Here is a 19,098-nt window from a genome sequence, read left to right as displayed (position 1 = left end):
CACCCCAGCCTACCGATACCGTGCTACGGCTGTTTGCGTAGGCTGGCGGTGGAGCGACAGCGAAACCCCAGCGATCAGCCCCCCGCCAACACCCCCTGCACCAGCCGCACCTGCCGGTCGCAGCGCGCGGCCAGCGCCTCGTCGTGCGTCACCATCACGAAGGCCGTGCCGGCCTCGCGGGCGAGCTGCAGCATGAGCTGGAAGACGACGTCCGCCGTGCCGCGATCGAGGTTGCCCGTGGGCTCGTCGGCCAGCACGCAGGCCGGCCGCGTGACGAGCGCACGCGCAATCGCCACGCGCTGGCGTTCACCGCCTGAGAGTTCCGCCGGGCGATGCTGCAGGCGATCCCGCAGGCCTACCGCGGCCAGCATCGCCGCCGCGGTCTGCTCGATCTCCGCGGCGGGCAGGCGGCGGATGCGCAGCGGCATGCCCACGTTGTCCAGCGCGCTGAACTCCGGCAGCAGGTGATGGAACTGGTAGACGAAGCCCAGGTGCGCATTGCGCAGCCGGCCCTGCGCGGCGGCGTCGAGCCGCGAGAGCACCTGGCCCTTCAGGTGCACGGTGCCCGCAGTCGGCGCGTCCAGCCCGCCCAGCACGTGCAGCAGCGTGCTCTTGCCAGAGCCGGAGGCCCCCACGATGGCCAGCGTCTCGCCGGCGTGCACGTCGAGGTCGATGCCGCGCAGCACCTCCACGTCGAGCCCGCCTTCGGTGAAGCGCCGCGCCACGCCGCGCGCGCTGAGCACGGCCTCACTCATAGCGCAGCGCCTCCGCCGGATTGACGCGGCTGGCGCGCCAGCTCGGGTACAGCGTGGCCACGAAGGCCAGCACCAGCGAGATCACGGCCACCGGCACGATGTCCGCCGGCTGCGGATCGCTGGGCATGCGGCTGATCAGGTAGATGTCGCGCGGCAGGAAGCTCGCGCCCAGCGCGCGCTCCAGCGTGGGCACGATCACGTCGATGTTCAGCGCCACGCCCAGGCCCAGCAGCAGGCCCGCGAGCGTGCCGATCACCCCCACCGCCGCGCCCTGCACGACGAAGATGCCCATGATGCTGCCCGGGCTGGCGCCCAGCGTGCGCAGGATGGCGATGTCGGCGCGCTTGTCGGTCACGGTCATCACCAGCGTGCTCACCAGGTTGAACGCCGCCACGGCGACGATCAGCGTGAGGATGATGAACATCATCCGCTTCTCCAGCTGCACGGCGGCGAACCAGGTGCGGTTCTGGCGCGTCCAGTCGCGCACCACCAGCGGGCCGGTGAGTCGCTCTTCCAGCTCCGCGCCCACGCGGCGCGCCTGATGCAGGTCCTTCAGCTTCAGGCGCACGCCGGTCGGGCCCTCCAGCCGGAACATGCGCTGCGCGTCCGCCACATGCAGCAGCGCCAGGCCGCTGTCGTACTCGTAGTGGCCCGAGTCGAAGGTGCCCACCACCGTCATCTGCTTCAGGCGCGGCACCACGCCGGCCGGCGTGACCTGCCCGCCCGGCATGATGAGCGTGACCGGGTCGTCCACGCGTACGCCCAGGTTGCGCGCCAGCTCGGCGCCCAGCACGATGCCGAAGCGGCCGGGCTGCAGCTCGCGCAACACCGACTGCGAGGCCGCCGCCAGATCGGTCACCTGCGGCTCCTGCGCGGGGTCGATGCCGCGCACGATGGCGCCACGCATGTCTTCACCGCGCGCCAGCAGCGACTGCGCCGCCACGAAGGGCGCCGCGCCCACCACCTGCGGGTGCGCGCGCACTTCGGCCAGCGTGCGCGCCGGGTCCGGCAGCGGCCCGCCGCCGGGGCCGTACACCTCGATATGCGAGACGACGCTGAGCATGCGGTCCCGCACCTCCTTCTGGAAGCCGTTCATGACCGACAGCACGATGATGAGCGCGGCCACGCCCAGCGCAATGCCGAGCATCGACACGCCGGAGATGAACGAGATGAAGCCGTTGCGTCGGCTGGCGCGGCCCGCGCGCGTGTAGCGCCAGCCCAGGGCCAGCTCGTAAGGAAGCGCCATGGGCGGCGATTGTGGCATCCCCGACAATACCCGGCGTGCCTGCTGAAGTTCACCTGATCGTTCCGTTTGCCGCGTGGCCTGCCGAGCCGGGCGCCCCGCTCCCCCCCATGCCCCAGGCCCCGCGACTGACCGCGCTGCTCGCGCGCCTGGGCGCCCCGCAGGATGAGCCGGGCGACGTGCGCTCGCTGTCGATGCCGCATGAGCGCGCCTGGGCCAGTGCCCTGGGCCTGGCCGCGGCGGATGGCACGGTGCCACTCGCCGCCTGGGAGGCCCTTCAGCGCGGCCTGCCGGGGCACGAAGCTGGCTGGGCCTGGATCACCCTCACCCACTGGCGCATGGGCACCGACCACGCCCGCATGGCGCTGCCGCAGGAGCTGCCGCTGGACGAAGCCGAGTCGCGCGCGCTGCTGGCCGCGATGACGCCGTACTTCCAGGAAGACGGCCTGGCGCTGCACTACGTGGCACCGCAGCGCTGGCTGGCCCAGGGCCCGCTGTTCCGCGACCTCGCCACCGCTTCGCTGGACCGCGCGGCCGGCCGTGTGCTGACCACCTGGATGCCGGAGGGCGATGCCGCCCGCCCCTTGCGCCGCCTGCAGCAGGAGATGCAGATGCTGCTGTACACCCTGCCGCTGAACGAGGCGCGTCAGCAGCGCGGCCAGTTGCCCGTCAACTCGTTCTGGGCCAGCGGCACCGGCACGCTGCCGGCGGACGCCGGTGCGAAGACCTCACCGCGGATGGTGGACACGTTGCGTGAGCCCGCACTGGCAGGCGACGCGCAGGCGTGGGCCGCCGCGTGGCCCGCTGTCGAGCGCGACACGCTGCCCGCGCTGGAGCAGGCGCTGGCCGAAGGCGCCGCCGTGCGCGTGACGCTCTGCGGCGAGCGCGGCGCGCGCACCTGGGATTCGCGCCAGGCCGGCGGCCTGCGCCGCCTGCGCGCGCTGTTCGGCGCGCCGCCACTCGCGAAGCTGGTGGAGGGCCTGTGATGCGCATCATCCCCCGCGATGTGCCGCCGCGCGCTGCCTGGGCACTGGAACAGGCTGGCATCCACCCGCTGCTGGCCCGCCTGTACGCCGCGCGCGGCATCGCGAGCCGCGAGGAGCTGGACACCGGTCTGGGCCGCATGCTGCCGCCCGCCAGCCTCAAGGGCGCACCCGAGGCCGCGCGGCTGCTCGCCGACGCCATCGCGGCGCAGCGCCGCATCTGCATCGTGGCCGACTACGACTGTGACGGCGCCACCGCGTGCGCCGTGGGCGTGCGGGGCCTGCGCCTGCTGGGCGCGCGCGAGGTCAGCTACCTGGTGCCTGATCGCGTGGCGGATGGCTACGGCCTCACCCCACCCATCGCCGAGCGGGTGCGCGCGCAGGGCGCCGACCTGTTGGTGACCGTGGACAACGGCATCGCTAGCGTGGCCGGCGTGGCCCGCGCGCGCGAACTGGGCCTGGCGGTGCTGGTGACCGACCACCACCTGCCCGGCGCCGAGCTGCCGCGCGACGCGCTGATCGTGAACCCCAACCAGCCGGGCTGCGGCTTCGAGAGCAAGGCCATCGCCGGCGTGGGCGTGATGTTCTACGTGCTGCTGGCGCTGCGGGCCGAGCTGCGGGCGCGCGGCGTCTTCGACGAGCAGACGCAGCCGCGTCTGGACGCCCTGCTGCCGCTGGTGGCGCTGGGCACCGTGGCCGATGTGGTGAAGCTCGACGCCAACAACCGCCGTCTGGTGGCGCAGGGCCTGAAGCGCGTGCGCGCCGGCGCCATGCCGCCGGGCCTGGCCGCGCTGTTCACCGCCGCCGGGCGCGATGCGCGCGTGGCGACGACCTTCGACTTCGGCTTCGCGCTCGGCCCGCGCATCAACGCCGCCGGCCGCCTGGCCGACATGACGCTGGGCATCGAGTGCCTGCTCACGGATGACGCGGCGCGGGCGGCGGAACTGGCCCGCACGCTGGACGGCATCAACCGCGAGCGGCGCGAGATCGAAGGTGACATGCGGGAGCAGGCGCTGCAGCTCGTCGACGCGATGTTCGAGGAAGGCGAAGACCCGCCGCCCGCCATCACCGTCTTCGACCCCGACTTTCACGAGGGGGTGGTCGGCATCGTCGCCTCCCGCATCAAGGACCGCCTGCATCGCCCCACCTTCGTGTTCGCGGCCAGCCAGGCGCCGGGGCGCGAGCATGAGCTGAAGGGCTCCGGCCGATCCATCCCGGGCTTCCATCTGCGTGACGCACTGGACCTGGTGGCCAAGCGCCACCCCGGCGTGCTGCTGCGCTTCGGCGGGCATGCCATGGCGGCCGGCTGCACCATCGGCGAGGAGCACCTCGATGTCTTCGAGGAGGCGCTGGCGCAGGTGGCACAGGAATGGCTGGACGCCGACACGCTGCAGCGCCGCCTGCACACCGACGGCCCGCTCGCGCCCGAGTACCGCCGCGCCGACCTGGTGGCCACGCTGCACCAGGAGGTGTGGGGACAGGGCTTTGCGCCGCCGGTCTTCAGCGAGGAGGTGGAGGTGCTGTCACAGCGCCTGGTGGCCGAGAAGCACCTGGCGCTGAAACTCAAGCATCAGGGCCAGCCGGTGGACGCCATGTGGTTCAGCCACACCGAGCCGCTGCCGCGCCGCGTGAAGATGGCCTTCCGCCTGGATGCGGATGAGTGGCAGGGGGTGCGGCGGGTGCGGTTCCTGGTGGAGGGCGTGGAGGGGTAGCGGCCCTTACCGCAGCCGGTCCAGGTTCCATTCCGCCGTGCGCACGCGCTCGCGGGCACGAGACAGCTCCCAATCCAGATCACGGATCTGCCGGCGGAGCTTCTGGCGCTCGTCATCGTTCTTGGCCTTCGACAGCTCGTTCTCCAGCCCGCGCTGGCGACTCACCAGGTTGTTGAGCGCGGTGCGCGACTGGTTCACCTCCCAGCCCAGCGCATGGCGGTGGCGGAACTCGCTGTCGATGCCGGGCGAGCAGACACCGTGGTACGGCTTGCCCTCCAGACCGTAGCGGGCCGCCCGGTCGAGCCGGCAGTACTCGCCCAGCCCCTGATTGCGACCCTCGAAGTACTGTTGCGTATTGACGCTGATCTTGTGCTCGGCGCAGGCCTGCACGCGGTTGTCGAGCATCCCGAGCGGCTCGCCCTTCTGCCCGTCGCGCAGGCCGATGAAGCGCCAGTCCGCCTGGCGGCATTCGTCGGCGTTCATGGTGGCGCAGCCGGCCAGCAGCAGCGGTGCGGCCAGCATGGGGAGGAGGAGGAGACGTCGGATCGGCATGGGGCGGATTATTCCGGCAAACGGGCTGCGATTCACAGGCCGGGGCCTGCCTGGCGCCGGGTCCGTGCAGGCCATCACGCCGGCGTGCCGTGACGCGACGCGCCCTCCGCCACAATCGACCTTCCATGCCCACCCCCGCCCTGCTCGATGCCGCGGCCACCGCCGCCCTGCTGCCCTACGACCGCCTGGCCGACGCCATCGAGGCGCTGCTGGCCGACGCATCGGTGCAGGTCCCCGCACGCCTGGTCCAGCCGCTGCCCGGCGGCGGCAGCCTGTTCGTGATGCCGGCGCTGGATGCCTGCGTGGCGATCACCAAGCTCATCACCTACACGCCGGCGAACGTCGGCGGCCCGCGCCCCACGATCCAGGGCGACGTGGTGGTGTTCGACGTCGCCAACGGCGAGCGCCGCCTGGTGCTGGATGGCCCCACCGTGACGGCGCGACGCACGGCGGCCGTGTCCCTGGTGGCGGCTCGGCATCTGGCGCCTGCGGGCGTTCAAGGGCCGTTGTTGATCGTCGGCGCGGGGGCACAGGGCCGCTCGCACCTGGAGGCCTTTGCACACGGCCTGGGCGTGCGCGATGTGCGCGTGGCGTCTCGCAGTGCCGCGAGCGTGGAAGCGCTGGTGGCCCATGCCCGCCACCTCGGGCTGCGGGCCGAGGCCGTGCGCGATGCCGACGCCGCGATGGCCGAATGCCCGCTGGTCGTGACCTGCACGCCCGCTGCGGGCGTGGTGCTGCGCGCCACGCCCCGGCCCGATCAGTTCATCGCCGCCGTGGGGGCCTTCACGCCGAAGATGGTGGAGCTGTCGCCGGATCTCTGCCGGCACATCGCCAACCATGGCCGCGTGATCGTGGACACGCGCGACGCGGAGCATGAGGCAGGGGATCTGCTGCAGGCGGGTCTTGAAGTGGTTGGGTTTGCCGACCTGCGGCAGGTGCTGCGTGATGGCGGTGCCACGCGCCGCGGGCCGGTGCTCTTCAAGAGCTGCGGCTGGGCGGGATGGGACTTGGCTGCGGCGCGGTGTGCGATGCGGGGGTGAGGGCAGGCGCACAGTGGGAACGCTGGGGTTGCGCTGACGCTCCACCCCAGCCTACGAGAGAACAGCACCCATGCCCTCGAGGCGAACCCTCCGAAAGCGCCCGCCCTCGTAGGCTGGTGGTGACCGAAGGGAACCCCAGCGATCTCAAGCCTTGGGCAGAGTCACCCCCCGCTGCCCCTGGTACTTGCCCCCGCGATCCTTGTAGCTCGTCTCGCAGACTTCGTCGCTCTCGAAGAACAGCACCTGCGCGCAGCCCTCGCCGGCATAGATGCGCGCCGGCAGCGGCGTGGTGTTGCTGAACTCCAGCGTGACGTAGCCCTCCCACTCGGGCTCGAAGGGCGTTACGTTCACGATGATGCCGCACCTGGCATACGTCGAATTGTGCACAATCAAATCGTTCGCCATAAAGTTGTGTACGCCAGGAACCGTGATGTCGTAGACCTCTTCCTCGCCCGCGGGCTCGATCGACTCCACCACATCCCAGACCGGCCCGTCCACCAGCGGCGCCAGGTCGGCATCGCCGGTCATGTGTGCGAGCTGCGCCGCCGTGGCGAACGGCAGGGATTGAGAGGGCTGCGTCCTGCGCACGCCCAGGCTGGACAGGCTCACCTGGTGCCGCGCCGCCGCCACGTTCAACAGCCCCCATGCCTCCGCGGGCAGGGTGTCGTAGTTGCTGCGTACACGACCGGTGCGCACGGCCATGGCGGGCAGCACCTCCTGCTGCAGGCGCAGTTGCTTGACGGACCGCGGACTGAAGCCGATCTGCTCGGCGAACCGGCCGATCTGCTCGCGATCCGTGATCTGGATCCAGTGCGTCGTGGTGCCGTACGCCGTCTGCTTCTGCCGCATCTGTGCGAACACGCCGAAGCGCAGCAGCAGGTGATGGACATCCTCGATGAGGCGCCGCGACATCGAGTAGTACTCCAGGAAGAAGGCGCCGCCAGAGTGATAGATGCCGCCATCCCCCGAGAACAGGGCCTGCAGGAAGAGGCGCGTGCTTTCCTTGTCGGCGCGGAACACCGCTTGCGGGACGAACTTGCCCGCAGCCTTCACGGCCAGGCCATGCGATTCCAGCCAGGCGGTGAAGCGGTTGCGCTCAGGCACGCCACCACGCCCCTTGTGATTGACGAGCCGCCAGCCCAGCTGACCGTTGAAGCTGACCTCACCCAGGCCACTCGCGCGCACGCAGTCCTGCAGCAGATCCGCAAGCACCGGGTCCCCCGTGGTGAAGGTCGGACTGTGACCCGGCGTGTGGCACTGGCCCTCGGCGATCATCAGGCCCAGCAGCGTCGCCTCCCAGGCGGGTAGCGGCGTCTTGCCGAACACCGGAATCTCCCGCGCCACCGCGATGCGGTCGCCCGGCTTCAGATCCTCCAACGCTGTCCAGCCCCGCAACTGCCGGAAAGGGTGGTTCGCCGTGGCCTTGATGCGCATGCCAGCCCGCGTCTTCAGCTCGAACACCGGCTTGCGTCCCTGCGGCAGGAACGCCGAGACCCGCGCGGGCCGCAGCGCCCAGTTGTCCAGGGCCAGCGTGCGGCTGCCCCAGCCGAACTCGGTGATGGACTTGTACTCACCCGTCTCGGCATCGACCAGACGCGTGTCGGCCGTGACGCATTTGCCTAAACACACCGTGAGCACATTCCGCGGAATCCGGAAATACTCCACCGTGCGCGCCAGCGCGAAGCTGTTGGGCGGGATGATGCAGCTGTCGCCCTCGAAATCCACGAAGCTCTTCTCGTCGAAGTGCTTCGGGTCCACCACCGTGCTGTGGATGTTGGTGAAGACCTTGAACTCCGGTGCGCAGCGGATGTCGTAGCCGTAGCTGGAGGTGCCGTAGCTGATGACCTTGCGGCCATCGACTTCGCGCACCTGCTTCGGCTCGAAAGGGTCGATCAGCCCATGCTGCTCGGCCATCCGGCGGATCCACTTGTCGCTCTTGATCGTCATGACGGTGTCGCACTCCTCGGGCCTATTCTAGGGTCCAGCCTCCAGGTGCCACGACACAGGCACGCCACATGCATGAGAGGGCTGGCAAGGAGGTCAGACGTCATGAAACAGACGCTTCGCTGGTGCGCCGCCGCGGTGGTGCTCCCCTTCGCTGTGCCGGCCCTGGCACAGACCGGCACCACGGTGGTGGCCCAGGCCCCGGATCCGTGCCGCGCCGAGGTCTCGCGCTTCGAGCAGGCCATCGGCTTCGTGCGGCAGAGCCAGGGCAACCAGGCCGCCGCCGATCTCAAGGAACGCCTGCTGCCCGCCAAGCTGGAAAGCGAGATCCTGATGCGCGAGGGCTACTGCGGGCTGGTGAAGTACCTGCGCGAGAAGAAGCTGGCCCGCTGAGCGCTCGCACCGTCATTCCCGCGCAGGCGGGAATCCAGAAAGTTCGTGGAGCGCTGACATCTCCTGGGTCCCCCCCTTCGCGGGGACGATGGGGCTACGTCGCTGCGCGGCCGTCCACCCACACCTGTTCGGTGGCGCGGTCGTCGCCCAGCACGATCAGCGCGAACAGCAGTTCCTCCAGGCTGCGCGCCTGCGAGACGCGGCGGCCCAGCAGCGGCGTGGCCTGCAGGTCGATCACCACGCAGTCGGCCTCGCAGCCGGGTTGCAGGTTGCCCACCACGCCCTCCAGGCCCAGGGCACGCGCAGCGCCGGCCGTGTGCAGCCACCACAGCCGCGAGGGCGTGAGCGACACGCCGGGCTTGGTGTGCCCCTCGCGCCCCGCGTAGTACGCCGCCAGCATGGTGTGGAAGGGATTGAAGCTGGTGCCGCCACCCACGTCGCTCGCCAGCCCGTGCTGGAAGCCGACGCGCTGCGCGCCCTCGAAATCGAAGAAGCCGCTGCCCAGGAACAGGTTGCTCGTGGGGCTCACGGCCGCGGCCGCGCCGGTGTCGCGCATCAGCGCGCGATCTTCATCATCGAAGTGGATGCAGTGCGCGTAGATGGCGCGCTCGCGCAGCAGGCCGAAGCCCCGGTAGACGTCGAGGTAGCTGCGGGCCTGCGGGAACAGCTCGCGCGCCCAGCGCACCTCGTCGCGGTTCTCGGCCACGTGCGACTGGATCCACACGTCCTGGTACTTCGCGGCCAGCTCGCCCGCGCCGCGAAGCTGCGCCTCGCTGCAGCTGGGCGCGAAGCGCGGCGTGATCGCGTAGCCCAGGCGGCCGGTGCCGTGCCAGCGGTTGATCAGCGCCTCGGTGTCGATCAGCGACTGGACGGTGTCGTCGCGCACGCCATCGGGCGAGTGCCGGTCCTGCAGCACCTTGCCGCCAATCATGCGCAGGCGCCGCCGCTGCGCCGCGCCCATGAACGCATCCACGGATTGCGGATGCGAGGTGCAGAACGTGAGCGCGGTGGTCACGCCGTTGCGCAGCAGCTCGTCCAGGAACACGGCCGCGATCTCGCTGGCGTAGGCGGGATCGTCGAAGCGCGACTCGTGCGGGAAGGTGTAGTTCTCCAGCCAGGGCAGCAGCCCCTCGGCCGGGGAGCCGATCACATCGGTCTGCGGATAGTGGATGTGCAGGTCGATGAAGCCCGGCGCGATCAGCCGGCCTGGCAGGTGCCGCACCGCGAGGCCGGCCACGCGGTCGGCCAGCTGCGACCAGGCGCCGACGGCGCGCACCACCTGCCGGCCATCGGCGTCGGGCCCGAACACGACGAGGCCGTCGCGTTCGTACAGCGGCGTGCCGTCATCGGCGAATCGGAGCAGGGCGGCGCGCAGGGCTTGCATGGGGCGTCATTGTGCGGCCTTCCCCTGCACGCCCGATACGAGAAACTTCATGCCCAGTATCTGCTCGTCGCTCATCGCCTGGCCCGCGGGCACCACCAGGCGGCCTTCGTTGTCGGTGATCGGCCCCACGAAGGGGCGCAACCGGCCGGCCGCGATGTCCTGCTGGCGCGCCAGCACCTCGTCACGCACCGCCTTGGGCACCTTGGGCCCGAAATGGTCCACGCGCACCATGCCCTCCTTGACGCCGCCCCACACCTGGCCGCTCTTCCAGCTGCCATCGAGCACGGCACGGGCGCGCTGGGTGTAGTAGTCGCCCCACAGGTGCAGCACCGCCAACGCCTGCGCGTCGGGCGCGGTGCGGCGCATGTCGGAGTGATAGGCGATGGCGAGGCGCCCGCGCTCCTGCGCGGCGGCCATCACCGCGGTGGAGGCGGTGTGGAACGCGATCACATCCACCTCCTGGTTGAAGAGCGCCATGGCCGCCTCGCGCTCCTTCGGCGGATCGAACCAGGCGTTGAGCCACACCACCTTGACCACGGCGTTCGGGTTCACCGATCGCAGGCCGAGCGCGAAGGCGTTGAGGCCCTGCAGCACCTCGGGGATCGGGAAGCCGGCCACATAGCCCGTCACGTTCGACTTCGTCAGGCGACCCGCCGCGATGCCGGCCAGGTAGCGGCCCTCGTAGTAGCGCGCGTTGGCGGTGGCCACGTTGGGCGCGGTCTTGTAGCCGGTGATGGATTCGAACTTCACGCCCGGGAAGTCCTTCGCCACCTTCAGCGTCGGCTCCATGTAGCCGAAGCTGGGCGTGAAGATGAGCTGGTGGCCGCTGGACGCCAGTTCGCGGATCACGCGTTCGGCGTCGGCGCCCTCGGGCACGTTGTCCACCGCGGTGGTGCGCACGCGGTCGCCCAGCGCCTGCTGCACGGCCAGGCGGCCGTCCTCGTGCTGGCGCACCCAGCCGGCCTCGGTGACCGGCGCGACGTGGACGAAGCCGATCTTCAGCGGCGGGGCCACCTGTGCGTGGATGTCGGGGGATGAAAGCAGCAAACCGCAGGCGGCCGCGAACGCGGCAGCGAGGTTTTTGTACATGGTGTTCCTCTACATGGCCCCGCGGATCGGATGCATCAGGCCTGCAGGGGCGTCGGCCTGGAGGCGGGATTGTAGAGGGCCCGCCTCGCGGGCCGCGCCAGGGCGCTACAGTGGCGGCACCCCGCCACGCCCGAAAGCCATGACCATGCGCCCTGCCCTCGCCCTTGCCTCCGCCCTGCTCGTGCTCACCGCGTGCGGCAATGCCGGCAGCGAGCAGGTGGGCGCGGTGGACACCGTGTTCCAGTGGATCGGGCCGGACCACAAGATCGTGGTGGAGGCCTACGACGACCCCAAGGTCGCCGGCGTCACCTGCTACGTGTCACGCGCCAAGACGGGCGGCGTGAAGGGCGCGCTGGGCCTGGCCGAGGACAAGTCGGAGGCGTCCATCGCCTGCCGCCAGACCGGGGCCATCAGCTTCCCCGGCGGCAAGCCGCTGGAGCAGCAGGAGGAGGTGCTCAACGAGCGCATCTCGCTGGTGTTCAAGAAGCTGCGCGTGGTGCGCATGGTGGACACGAAGCGCAACACGCTGGTCTACCTCACCTACTCCGACCGCGTGATCGAAGGCTCGCCGCAAAACAGCGTGACGGCGGTCGCGCTGCCGCCGGGGACGCTGATTCCGGTCAAGAAGTAGCGGGGGAGCGGGTTCCGGCTGTTCGTAGGCTGGGGTGGAGCGCAGCGCAACCCCAGCACTTCACCCCGCCGCCGCGAACACCTCATCCACCCGCGCCAGGTACCGCCGCTTCTCCTCCACCGAGGCGAAGCTGCCCTCGAAGCTGTTGCGGGCCAGCTGGTACGCATGCGGCGCGCCCAGCCCGGTGGCGGCGAAGGTCTGCAGGAAGTTGGCGTTCATGTAGCCACCGAAGTAGGCCGGGTCATCCGAGTTGACCGTGGCGACAAGACCCGCATCGAGCAACTGACCGAGGTTGTGGTCGGCCAGCCGCGGGAACACGCACAGCTTCAGGTTCGACAGCGGGCACACCGTCAGCGGGATGCGGTCGCGCGCCAGCCGCTGCATCAGAGCGGCATCCTTCACCGACTGAACGCCGTGGTCGATGCGCTCCACGCGCAGCAGGTCCAGCGCCTCCCACACGTAGGCAGGCGGCCCCTCCTCGCCCGCATGGGCGACGAGGTGGAAGCCCAGCTCGCGGCAGCGGGCGAACACGCGCTCGAACTTCGAGGGCGGGTGCCCCACCTCGCTGGAGTCCAGGCCCACGCCGATGAAGCGGTCGCGCCAGGGCAGCGCGGCCTCCAGCGTCTCGAAGGCCTCGGCCTCGCTCAGGTGGCGCAGGAAGCACAGGATCAGCTCGGCGTCCACGCCCAGCTGCGCCTTCGCGGCCTGGCAGGCGCGATGCAGGCCGGTGATGACCGTCTCCATAGCCACGCCGCGCGCGGTGTGCGTCTGCGGGTCGAAGAAGATCTCGGCGCGCAGCACGTGGTCGGCCGCGGCGCGCTCGAGATAGGCCCAGGCCATGTCGAAGAAGTCCTGCTCGTGCAGCAGCACGCTGGCGCCGGCGTAGTAGATGTCCAGGAAGCTCTGCAGGTTGGTGAAGGCATAGGCCTGACGCAGGGCCTCCACGCTGGCGTAGGGCAGCGCGACGCCATTGCGCTGCGCGAGGCGGAAGATCAGCTCCGGCTCCAGCGAGCCTTCGATGTGGATGTGCAGTTCGGCCTTGGGCATCGCGGCCAGCAGGGCCGGCAGCCGGTCGGCGGCGATGGGCGGAAGGGCGGACATGGCGCTCATCGGTGCGGTCATCAAGCCTGGATGTAGCGCCCGAAGGTGTCGCTGAAGTCGCGCTTGGTGTAGCTCACCAGCATGGCCGCATTCAGGCTCTTCAGCAGCTCGGTGAACTGCGCGGTGACCGCCTCGCCGCTGGCCGCGGTGCCGATCTTGTACATGGAGGCCGTGGCGTCCAGCGCCCGCAGCGCGTTGGCCCGGCAGACCTCGTCGGTGGCCTGGCGCTTGCCGATGCTGATGAGGGCCTTGTAGATGTCCTTCACCTGCTCCAGGAAGTTCTTGCGCACGTCGATGCTGAAGCGCGTGCCGCCGATGGTGAACTTCAGCTCCACATCCATGTCGATCGTGCCGGCGGTCTCGATCGTCACGTCGTGGATGGTCTCGGTGGCGTACTCGTAGCGTCGGATGGTGCGCTTGGAGGACACGGCCGATTCGCCGTCCACATGGATCAGCGCCAGGTTGGTGAAGCAGTATTCGTCCTTCTTCGACTTGATGAGGAAGAAGATCTTCTCGTTGTCCTCATGGAACAGGTAGTCGTCGGCGTCGACGCTGCCGTAGTCCTTGGGCTGGATGATGACGCCGATGTCGCTGAGGCCCAGGGCCTCGGATGCGATCTTCTTGAACATGGTGGGCCTCCTTGGAATGGGAGGCGCCAGCGTAGCAGCAACCGGCCCGCCTGCCGAGCCCGGCCGGCCGGCGGCGCGCCCTCAGGGCAGCACGCCCGCCTCCAGCGCGATGCGTCGGCGCAGCGCACGGAAGCGCTCCTGCGGGTCGGGGCCCAGCATCGGGTCGCTGGCCGAGGGCACCACGTCGCGCGCGGCCTGCCAGTCCTCGTCGCCCAGCAGCTTGCGCGCCAGCGGCATGATGTCCTCTTCCTCGCGCTCGATGTGGTTGCCGTAGTAGACGAGGTAGCTGGCCGCGGCGACCTCGATCTCCGCGCGCGAGACCATGGCGTCGGAGGCCGCCTCCTGCAGCAGGCGCCGCAGGCTTTCGCCCGTGTGGGCAATGATGCGGTGCTCCTGCCGCAGGCGCGCCAGCGGCAGCTCCCGATCCGGGCAGTAGCGCGCCAGCCGGCGGAACACGGCGTCCTCGCGCGGGTGATGCACGTGATCCGAGTAGTCGCGCAGGTAGTCGATGATGTCGAGCATCAGCGCGTAGTTGGGCGTCTCGCCCAGCGCCAGCTGGTCCACCTCGTGCCGCAACAGCTCCAGCAGGCGATGGAAGTACATGTGCTCTTCATGCCATTTGCCGACGGGGTCTTTCATGGAGGGCTCCTATGCTGGAACGAAGGATCCGTCCAGGCCGCACAGGCTGCATTGACGCCCGTCAAGCCCCCGCCACGCCAGCCGCCCACGACGGTCCCCCTTCCCCGCAGGGGCCCCAGGCCGCACGGAGCAACGCGCAGAGCGGCCCCCCCATGCAAAAGGCCGGATTCACTCCGGCCTTTTGCATCATTTCAGGCCACGCACGAAACGCGCAGCGTTTTGGGCGTGACTACTTCTTTTCGCCGGGCACCTTGCCCTCGACACCCTTCACGTAGAAGTTGATGCCGCCCAGGAACTTGTCGTCGGCGACGGCGTCCTTGGCCAGCACCTGCTTGCCGGTGTTGTCGGTGATGGGACCCTTCCAGATCGAGAAGCTGCCGTCCTTCAGGCCGGCCTTGATCTCGTCGATCTTCTTCTTGGTGTCGTCCGGCACGTCGGCGGCCACGGACACCATGTCGATGGCGCCTTCCTTCACGCCCCACCAGGTGCCGCTGTTGCCCGTCCACTTGCCTTCCAGCGCGTCGCGCGTGGCCTTGATGTAGTACGGCCCCCAGTTGATGATGGCCGAACCCAGGTGCGCCTTGGGGCCGTAGGCCGTCATGTCGCTGTCCCAGCCGAAGGCGCGCTTGCCCATCTTCTCGGCCGTCTGCAGCACGGCGGAGGAGTCGGTGTTCTGCATCAGCACGTCAGCCCCGCCGTTGATCAGCGCGGTGGCGGCCTCGGTTTCCTTTGGCGGATTGAACCAGTCACCCACCCAGACCACCTTGGTCTTGATCTTCGGGTTGACCGACTGCGCGCCCAGGGTGAAGCTGTTGATGTTGCGGATCACCTCGGGGATCGGGATCGAGCCCACCACGCCCAGCGTGTTGGTCTTGGTCATCTTGCCGGCGATCACGCCGGCCATGTACGCGCCTTCGTAGGTGCGGCTGTCATAGGTGCGCAGGTTGTCGGCCTGCTTGTAGCCGGTGGCGTGCTCGAACTTCACGTCCTTGCTGTCGGCGGCCACCTTGAGCATCGGCTCCATGTAGCCGAAGGTCGTGCCGAAGATCAGCTTGTTGCCCTGGGCCACCATGTCGCGGATCACGCGCTCGGCGTCCGCGCTCTCGGGCACCTTCTCGACGAAGCTGGTGACCACCTTGTCGCCGAACTCCTTCTCGATCGCCTTGCGGCCGTTGTCGTGCGCGAAGGTCCAGCCGCCGTCGCCCACCGGGCCGACATACGCGAACGCGATCTTCAGCGGCGCGGGCTTCGGGGCCGGCGCGGGCGCCTGGGCCGCCGGGGCGGGCGGAGGCGGCGGCGGCTCGGACTTGCCGCAGGCGGCCAGGCCGGCCACCGCGGCGGTCAGCGCGGCAGCCTGCAGCAGGGAACGTTTCTTCAGGTCGGTCATGGCCTATTCCTTGTGGGAGGGGGAGGACGGTTGAGGTGAAACCGGAATTATGAGCCGGGATGAAAGGGCTTGCCCAGGGAAGCCGGCATGTTGATGCGGATCCAGGCCGGGTTGCGCGAGATCAGGGCCAGCACCACGATGGTGGCCAGGTAGGGCAGCATGTTCAGGAACTCGCTGGGCACCTCCACCCCCTGGCCCTGCAGGTGGAACTGCAGCATGGTCACGCCGCCGAACAGGTAGGCGCCCAGCAGCACGCGGACCGGCCGCCAGGTGGCGAAGGTGGTCAGGGCCAGCGCGATCCAGCCCTTGCCGGCCACCATGCCCTCCACCCACAGCGGGGTGTAGACGACGGCGATGTACGCCCCGGACAGCCCGCACAGCGCGCCGCCGGCCACCACCGCCGCCAGCCGGATGCGCCGCACCGAGTAGCCCAGCGCATGCGCCGACTCCGGCGACTCACCCACCGAGCGCAGCACCAGCCCGGCGCGCGAGCGGTACAGGAACCAGATCAGCCCGATGGTGAGCGCGATGGCGAGGTACACCAGCGGATGCTGGCGGAACAGCGCCGGGCCGATGAAGGGGATGTCGCCCAGCAGCGGGATGGCGAAGCTGGGCCGCTCGGGCAACTTCTCCTGCACGTAGCGGATGCCGGCGAAGGCCGAGAAGCCGGCGCCGAACAGGCTGAGCGCCAGGCCGGTGGCGTACTGGTTGGCGTTGAGCCAGATCACCAGCAGGCCGAAGGCCGCCGCCAGCAGCCCGCCAGCGGCCATGCCGGCGGCGAAGCCCACCCAGTCGTTGCCGCTGTGCACCACGGCGGCAAAGCCGGCGATGGCCGAGCACAGCATGATGCCCTCGGCCCCCAGGTTCACGATGCCGGCCTTCTCGTTGATCAGCAGGCCGAGCGCCGCCAGCGCCAGCACGGTGCCGGCATTGAGCGTGGAGGCGAGCAGGAGCGCGTAGCTTTCCATGGCTTTCCGTCATCCGCGCGCGGACGCGATCTGGAACCTGATGCGATAGGCGATCAGCGTGTCGCAGGCCAGCAGCGTGAACAGCAGCAGCCCCTGGAACACGCCGGTCAGCGACTTGGGCAGGCCCAGGCGCGACTGCGCCAGTTCACCGCCGATGTAGAACATGCTCATGAGGATGGCCGAGAAGATCATGCCCACCGGGTGCAGCCGCCCGACGAAGGCCACGATGATGGCGGCGAAGCCGTAGCCCGCCGGCACATAGGGCGTGAGCTGGCCGATGGGGCCGGCCACCTCCAGCGCGCCGGCCAGGCCCGCCGCCCCGCCCGACACCAGCAGCGCGATCCAGAGGGCCTTGCGCGACGAGAAGCCGGCATAGCGCGCCGCGGCCGGCGCCAGGCCGCCCACCTGCTGCGCGAAGCCGGCCCGCGTGCGGAACAGGAAGATCCACAGCGCGGCGGCGGCGGCCAGGGCGATCACGAGGCCGATGCTCACGCGCGAGCCCTGCATGAGGCGCGGGATCTGCGTCACCGCCTCGAAGGTCTTGGTCTGCGGGAAGTTGTAGCCGGCGGGGTCCTTCCAGGGGCCGAACACCAGCCAGGTGAGCACCTGCGTGGCCACGTACACCAGCATCAGGCTGACCAGGATCTCGTTGGCGTTGAAGCGATCGCGCAGCACGGCCGTCAATCCAGCCCAGGCCATGCCGCCCAGCACCCCGGCCAGCAGGATGGCCAGCACGATCCAGCGGCTGGTGTCCTTGCCCGCCAGCAGCGCCACGCCACCCGCCAGCACCGCGCCGATGATGAACTGCCCCTCGGCGCCGATGTTCCACACGTTGGAGCGGAAGCACACCGCCAGCCCGAGCGCGATCAGCAGCAGCGGCGTGGCCTTCACCATCAGCTCGCCGAGGCGGTAGGGCGACGACAGCGGCTCCCAGAAGAAGACCGCCAGGCCCTTGACGGGGTCCTTGCCCAGCGCGGCGAAGAGGATGACGCCCAGCACCACGGTGATCACCAGCGCCAGCAGCGGCGAGGCGATGCTCCAGAAAGGGGAGGCCTGCGGCCGCGGCTCAAGCTTCAGCATGCGCGGCTCCTTCGGTGGCGGTGGCGGCCGGCGTGGCGTCGGACCAGAGGCCGCTCATCCACTCGCCGATCCGGGACACGGTGGCCTCGGCACGCGGCACCGAGGGCGACAGCCGCCCCTTGGCAATCACGTGCAGCCGGTCGCTGATCTCGAACAGTTCCTCCAGCTCCTCGGAGAGCACCAGCACGGCGCAGCCGGCATCACGCAGCGCGAGGATCTCGCCGCGGATCTGCGCGGCCGCGCCGACATCCACGCCCCAGGTCGGCTGCGACACGATCAGCAGCTTGGGCCTGGCGTCGATCTCGCGCCCGACGATGAACTTCTGCAGGTTGCCTCCCGAGAGCGACCGCGCCGGTGCATCCGGGCCGCCGGCCTTGACGTTGAAGCGCTGGATGATGTCCGCGGCCTGCCGGCGCAGGGCCCCCATGTCGATCCAGCCGCTCGCGCGCACGCTGTCGGTGCGGGTGAGCAGCAGGTTGTGCGCCAGGCCCAGCGGCGGCACCGCGCCACGGCCCAGCCGCTCTTCCGGCACGAAGTGCAGGCCCAGATGGCGGCGATGCGCCGGGCCGAAGCGGCCCACCGGCTGGCCCGCGACCTCGATCGCCCCGGGCGCCGACCGTGTGTCTTCACCCGAGAGCGCGTACAGCAGCTCGCGCTGGCCATTGCCCGAGACACCGGCGATGCCCACCACCTCCCCCGCGCGCACCTCGAATCCGATGCCTTCGAGATCCACGCCGAACTGGTCTTCGCGCGGCAGCGACAGGCCGCGCACCCGCAGCACCGCCTCACCGGGCTGGCGCTCGCGATGCTCCAGCGCGGGCGGCTCGGCGCCGATCATCAATCGCGACAGCGAGGCATTGGTCTCCTGGCGCGGGTCGCACACGCCGGTGACCCGGCCCGCGCGCATCACCGTGCAGGCCGTGCACAGCTCGCGGATCTCGTGCAGCTTGTGGCTGATGTACAGGATGCTGCAGCCCTCGGCGGCCAGCTTCTTCAGCACCACGAACAGCTTCTCCACCGCCTGCGGTGTGAGCACCGAGGTGGGCTCGTCCAGGATCAGCAGGCGCGGGCTGGTGAGCAGCGCGCGGATGATCTCCACCCGCTGCATCTCGCCCACCGAGAGGGTGTGCACCGGCCGGGTGGGGTCGATGTCCAGCCCGTACTCCTGCGCCTTGGCGGTGATGCTGTGCGTCACCTCCTGCAGGGTGAGGCGGCGGTCCAGGCCCAGCCACACGTTCTCGGCCACGGTGAGGGTGTCGAACAGGCTGAAGTGCTGGAACACCATGCTGATGCCCAGCGCGCGCGCCTCCTGCGGGTTGCGGATGTGCACCGGCCGGCCGTCGAAGAGCACGCTGCCCTCGTCCGGCTTGACCGAGCCGTAGATGATCTTCATCAGCGTGGACTTGCCGGCGCCGTTCTCGCCCAGCACCGCATGGGTCTCGCCGGGCAGCACGGTGAGCGACACCGAGTCATTGGCCACCACGGCGGGGTAGCGCTTGGTGATGTGCGCGAGCTGCAGGCGGGCAACGGTCACGGGGGCGGGTCTCCTGGGTTTCGCGCGGTGGGGG

At 70.0% G+C, this 19,098-nt stretch carries 18 protein-coding genes and 1 pseudogene; 5 read left to right on the top strand and 14 right to left on the bottom strand.

Annotation, left to right across the window (positions count from 1 at the left end; genetic code table 11):
- Positions 1-74: 74 nt before the first annotated feature.
- Complete coding sequence (gene lolD, locus ACE3T5_RS02565; RefSeq protein ID WP_374664115.1) at positions 75-755, bottom strand: lipoprotein-releasing ABC transporter ATP-binding protein LolD; 681 nt, start codon at positions 753-755, stop codon at positions 75-77.
- Entirely contained in the window at positions 748-2,001 is a 1,254-nt protein-coding gene (locus ACE3T5_RS02560) for a lipoprotein-releasing ABC transporter permease subunit (RefSeq protein ID WP_374664113.1), read from the bottom strand. Before ACE3T5_RS02560 ends, lolD begins: the two co-directional genes overlap by 8 nt.
- A 107-nt stretch (positions 2,002-2,108) precedes the next feature.
- On the opposite strand from ACE3T5_RS02560, the gene ACE3T5_RS02555 reads away from it, so the two are divergent.
- Positions 2,109-2,984, top strand: a complete 876-nt coding sequence (locus ACE3T5_RS02555) for a phosphoglycerate mutase (RefSeq protein WP_374664111.1) — start codon at positions 2,109-2,111, stop codon at positions 2,982-2,984.
- Complete coding sequence (gene recJ / locus ACE3T5_RS02550) at positions 2,984-4,693, top strand: single-stranded-DNA-specific exonuclease RecJ (RefSeq protein WP_374664109.1); 1,710 nt, start codon at positions 2,984-2,986, stop codon at positions 4,691-4,693. Before ACE3T5_RS02555 ends, recJ begins: the two co-directional genes overlap by 1 nt.
- 6 nt (positions 4,694-4,699) lie before the next feature.
- On the opposite strand, the gene ACE3T5_RS02545 is transcribed toward recJ, so the two are convergent.
- Complete coding sequence (locus tag ACE3T5_RS02545; RefSeq protein ID WP_374664107.1) at positions 4,700-5,245, bottom strand: DUF2799 domain-containing protein; 546 nt, start codon at positions 5,243-5,245, stop codon at positions 4,700-4,702.
- 125 nt (positions 5,246-5,370) lie between these two features.
- Here ACE3T5_RS02545 and ACE3T5_RS02540 point away from each other — a divergent pair, with 125 nt between their 5' ends.
- Entirely contained in the window at positions 5,371-6,285 is a 915-nt protein-coding gene (locus tag ACE3T5_RS02540; RefSeq protein ID WP_374664105.1) for a delta(1)-pyrroline-2-carboxylate reductase family protein, read from the top strand.
- A 144-nt stretch (positions 6,286-6,429) separates the two neighbouring features.
- Here the strand turns inward: ACE3T5_RS02540 and ACE3T5_RS02535 are convergent, their stop codons facing one another.
- Together ACE3T5_RS02535 and dcd are read right to left on the bottom strand one after the other, a co-directional pair.
- A complete protein-coding gene (locus ACE3T5_RS02535; protein ID WP_374664265.1) occupies positions 6,430-7,914 on the bottom strand; it encodes an LAGLIDADG family homing endonuclease in 1,485 nt (494 codons plus the stop codon).
- Positions 7,903-8,232 (bottom strand): annotated as a pseudogene (gene dcd, locus ACE3T5_RS02530) (dCTP deaminase); the annotation flags it as partial. The gene ACE3T5_RS02535 and the pseudogene dcd, both read right to left, overlap by 12 nt.
- A gap of 102 nt (positions 8,233-8,334) precedes the next feature.
- On the opposite strand from dcd, the gene ACE3T5_RS02525 reads away from it, so the two are divergent.
- Positions 8,335-8,622: a hypothetical protein gene (locus tag ACE3T5_RS02525; RefSeq protein WP_374664103.1), complete on the top strand. Its 288-nt coding sequence runs from the start codon at positions 8,335-8,337 to the stop codon at positions 8,620-8,622.
- Between the two features lie 94 nt (positions 8,623-8,716).
- On the opposite strand, the gene guaD is transcribed toward ACE3T5_RS02525, so the two are convergent.
- Positions 8,717-10,006: a guanine deaminase gene (guaD, locus tag ACE3T5_RS02520; RefSeq protein ID WP_374664101.1), complete on the bottom strand. Its 1,290-nt coding sequence runs from the start codon at positions 10,004-10,006 to the stop codon at positions 8,717-8,719.
- A 6-nt stretch (positions 10,007-10,012) separates the two neighbouring features.
- Positions 10,013-11,095: a BMP family ABC transporter substrate-binding protein gene (locus ACE3T5_RS02515; RefSeq protein WP_374664099.1), complete on the bottom strand. Its 1,083-nt coding sequence runs from the start codon at positions 11,093-11,095 to the stop codon at positions 10,013-10,015.
- A gap of 145 nt (positions 11,096-11,240) precedes the next feature.
- On the opposite strand from ACE3T5_RS02515, the gene ACE3T5_RS02510 reads away from it, so the two are divergent.
- Positions 11,241-11,726 carry a CreA family protein gene (locus tag ACE3T5_RS02510; RefSeq protein ID WP_374664097.1) on the top strand — a complete coding sequence of 162 codons (486 nt, stop codon included), beginning with the start codon at positions 11,241-11,243 and terminating at the stop codon, positions 11,724-11,726.
- 60 nt (positions 11,727-11,786) lie between these two features.
- Here ACE3T5_RS02510 and ACE3T5_RS02505 read toward each other — a convergent pair whose 3' ends face one another.
- The 7 genes from ACE3T5_RS02505 to ACE3T5_RS02475 all read right to left on the bottom strand — a co-directional run bounded on the left by ACE3T5_RS02505 (position 11,787) and on the right by ACE3T5_RS02475 (position 19,064).
- The gene (locus tag ACE3T5_RS02505; protein WP_374664095.1) at positions 11,787-12,827 is read right to left on the bottom strand and encodes an adenosine deaminase; all 1,041 of its coding nucleotides are present in this window, start codon (positions 12,825-12,827) and stop codon (positions 11,787-11,789) included.
- Positions 12,828-12,847: 20 nt separating this feature from the next.
- Positions 12,848-13,456, bottom strand: coding sequence for a PH domain-containing protein (locus tag ACE3T5_RS02500; protein WP_374664093.1), 609 nt, complete (start codon positions 13,454-13,456; stop codon positions 12,848-12,850).
- Positions 13,457-13,537: 81 nt separating this feature from the next.
- On the bottom strand, positions 13,538-14,095 hold the full coding sequence (locus ACE3T5_RS02495) for a hemerythrin domain-containing protein (RefSeq protein ID WP_374664091.1): 558 nt from the start codon (positions 14,093-14,095) through the stop codon (positions 13,538-13,540).
- A 229-nt stretch (positions 14,096-14,324) separates the two neighbouring features.
- On the bottom strand, positions 14,325-15,482 hold the full coding sequence (locus ACE3T5_RS02490; RefSeq protein ID WP_374664089.1) for a BMP family ABC transporter substrate-binding protein: 1,158 nt from the start codon (positions 15,480-15,482) through the stop codon (positions 14,325-14,327).
- A 47-nt stretch (positions 15,483-15,529) separates the two neighbouring features.
- Positions 15,530-16,450 carry an ABC transporter permease gene (locus tag ACE3T5_RS02485; RefSeq protein ID WP_374664087.1) on the bottom strand — a complete coding sequence of 307 codons (921 nt, stop codon included), beginning with the start codon at positions 16,448-16,450 and terminating at the stop codon, positions 15,530-15,532.
- A 9-nt stretch (positions 16,451-16,459) separates the two neighbouring features.
- Positions 16,460-17,530 carry an ABC transporter permease gene (locus ACE3T5_RS02480; RefSeq protein WP_374664085.1) on the bottom strand — a complete coding sequence of 357 codons (1,071 nt, stop codon included), beginning with the start codon at positions 17,528-17,530 and terminating at the stop codon, positions 16,460-16,462.
- Positions 17,517-19,064, bottom strand: coding sequence for an ABC transporter ATP-binding protein (locus ACE3T5_RS02475; RefSeq protein ID WP_374664083.1), 1,548 nt, complete (start codon positions 19,062-19,064; stop codon positions 17,517-17,519). Before ACE3T5_RS02475 ends, ACE3T5_RS02480 begins: the two co-directional genes overlap by 14 nt.
- Positions 19,065-19,098 lie beyond the last annotated feature (34 nt).

It is taken from the genome of Ramlibacter sp. (assembly GCF_041916345.1).
Taxonomy (GTDB): domain Bacteria; phylum Pseudomonadota; class Gammaproteobacteria; order Burkholderiales; family Burkholderiaceae_C; genus Ramlibacter.
Note: the sequence above shows the minus strand (reverse complement) of the source record. Positions and strands in the feature narration are given on the sequence as shown.

Coding starts and splice junctions, on each gene's coding strand:
- lolD (WP_374664115.1), bottom strand. CDS start 755: ATGAGTGAGGCCGTGCTCAGCGCGCGCGGCGTGGCGCGGCGCTTCACC.
- ACE3T5_RS02560 (WP_374664113.1), bottom strand. CDS start 2,001: ATGGCGCTTCCTTACGAGCTGGCCCTGGGCTGGCGCTACACGCGCGCG.
- ACE3T5_RS02555 (WP_374664111.1), top strand. CDS start 2,109: ATGCCCCAGGCCCCGCGACTGACCGCGCTGCTCGCGCGCCTGGGCGCC.
- recJ (WP_374664109.1), top strand. CDS start 2,984: ATGCGCATCATCCCCCGCGATGTGCCGCCGCGCGCTGCCTGGGCACTG.
- ACE3T5_RS02545 (WP_374664107.1), bottom strand. CDS start 5,245: ATGCCGATCCGACGTCTCCTCCTCCTCCCCATGCTGGCCGCACCGCTG.
- ACE3T5_RS02540 (WP_374664105.1), top strand. CDS start 5,371: ATGCCCACCCCCGCCCTGCTCGATGCCGCGGCCACCGCCGCCCTGCTG.
- ACE3T5_RS02525 (WP_374664103.1), top strand. CDS start 8,335: ATGAAACAGACGCTTCGCTGGTGCGCCGCCGCGGTGGTGCTCCCCTTC.
- guaD (WP_374664101.1), bottom strand. CDS start 10,006: ATGCAAGCCCTGCGCGCCGCCCTGCTCCGATTCGCCGATGACGGCACG.
- ACE3T5_RS02515 (WP_374664099.1), bottom strand. CDS start 11,095: ATGTACAAAAACCTCGCTGCCGCGTTCGCGGCCGCCTGCGGTTTGCTG.
- ACE3T5_RS02510 (WP_374664097.1), top strand. CDS start 11,241: ATGCGCCCTGCCCTCGCCCTTGCCTCCGCCCTGCTCGTGCTCACCGCG.
- ACE3T5_RS02505 (WP_374664095.1), bottom strand. CDS start 12,827: ATGTCCGCCCTTCCGCCCATCGCCGCCGACCGGCTGCCGGCCCTGCTG.
- ACE3T5_RS02500 (WP_374664093.1), bottom strand. CDS start 13,456: ATGTTCAAGAAGATCGCATCCGAGGCCCTGGGCCTCAGCGACATCGGC.
- ACE3T5_RS02495 (WP_374664091.1), bottom strand. CDS start 14,095: ATGAAAGACCCCGTCGGCAAATGGCATGAAGAGCACATGTACTTCCAT.
- ACE3T5_RS02490 (WP_374664089.1), bottom strand. CDS start 15,482: ATGACCGACCTGAAGAAACGTTCCCTGCTGCAGGCTGCCGCGCTGACC.
- ACE3T5_RS02485 (WP_374664087.1), bottom strand. CDS start 16,450: ATGGAAAGCTACGCGCTCCTGCTCGCCTCCACGCTCAATGCCGGCACC.
- ACE3T5_RS02480 (WP_374664085.1), bottom strand. CDS start 17,530: ATGCTGAAGCTTGAGCCGCGGCCGCAGGCCTCCCCTTTCTGGAGCATC.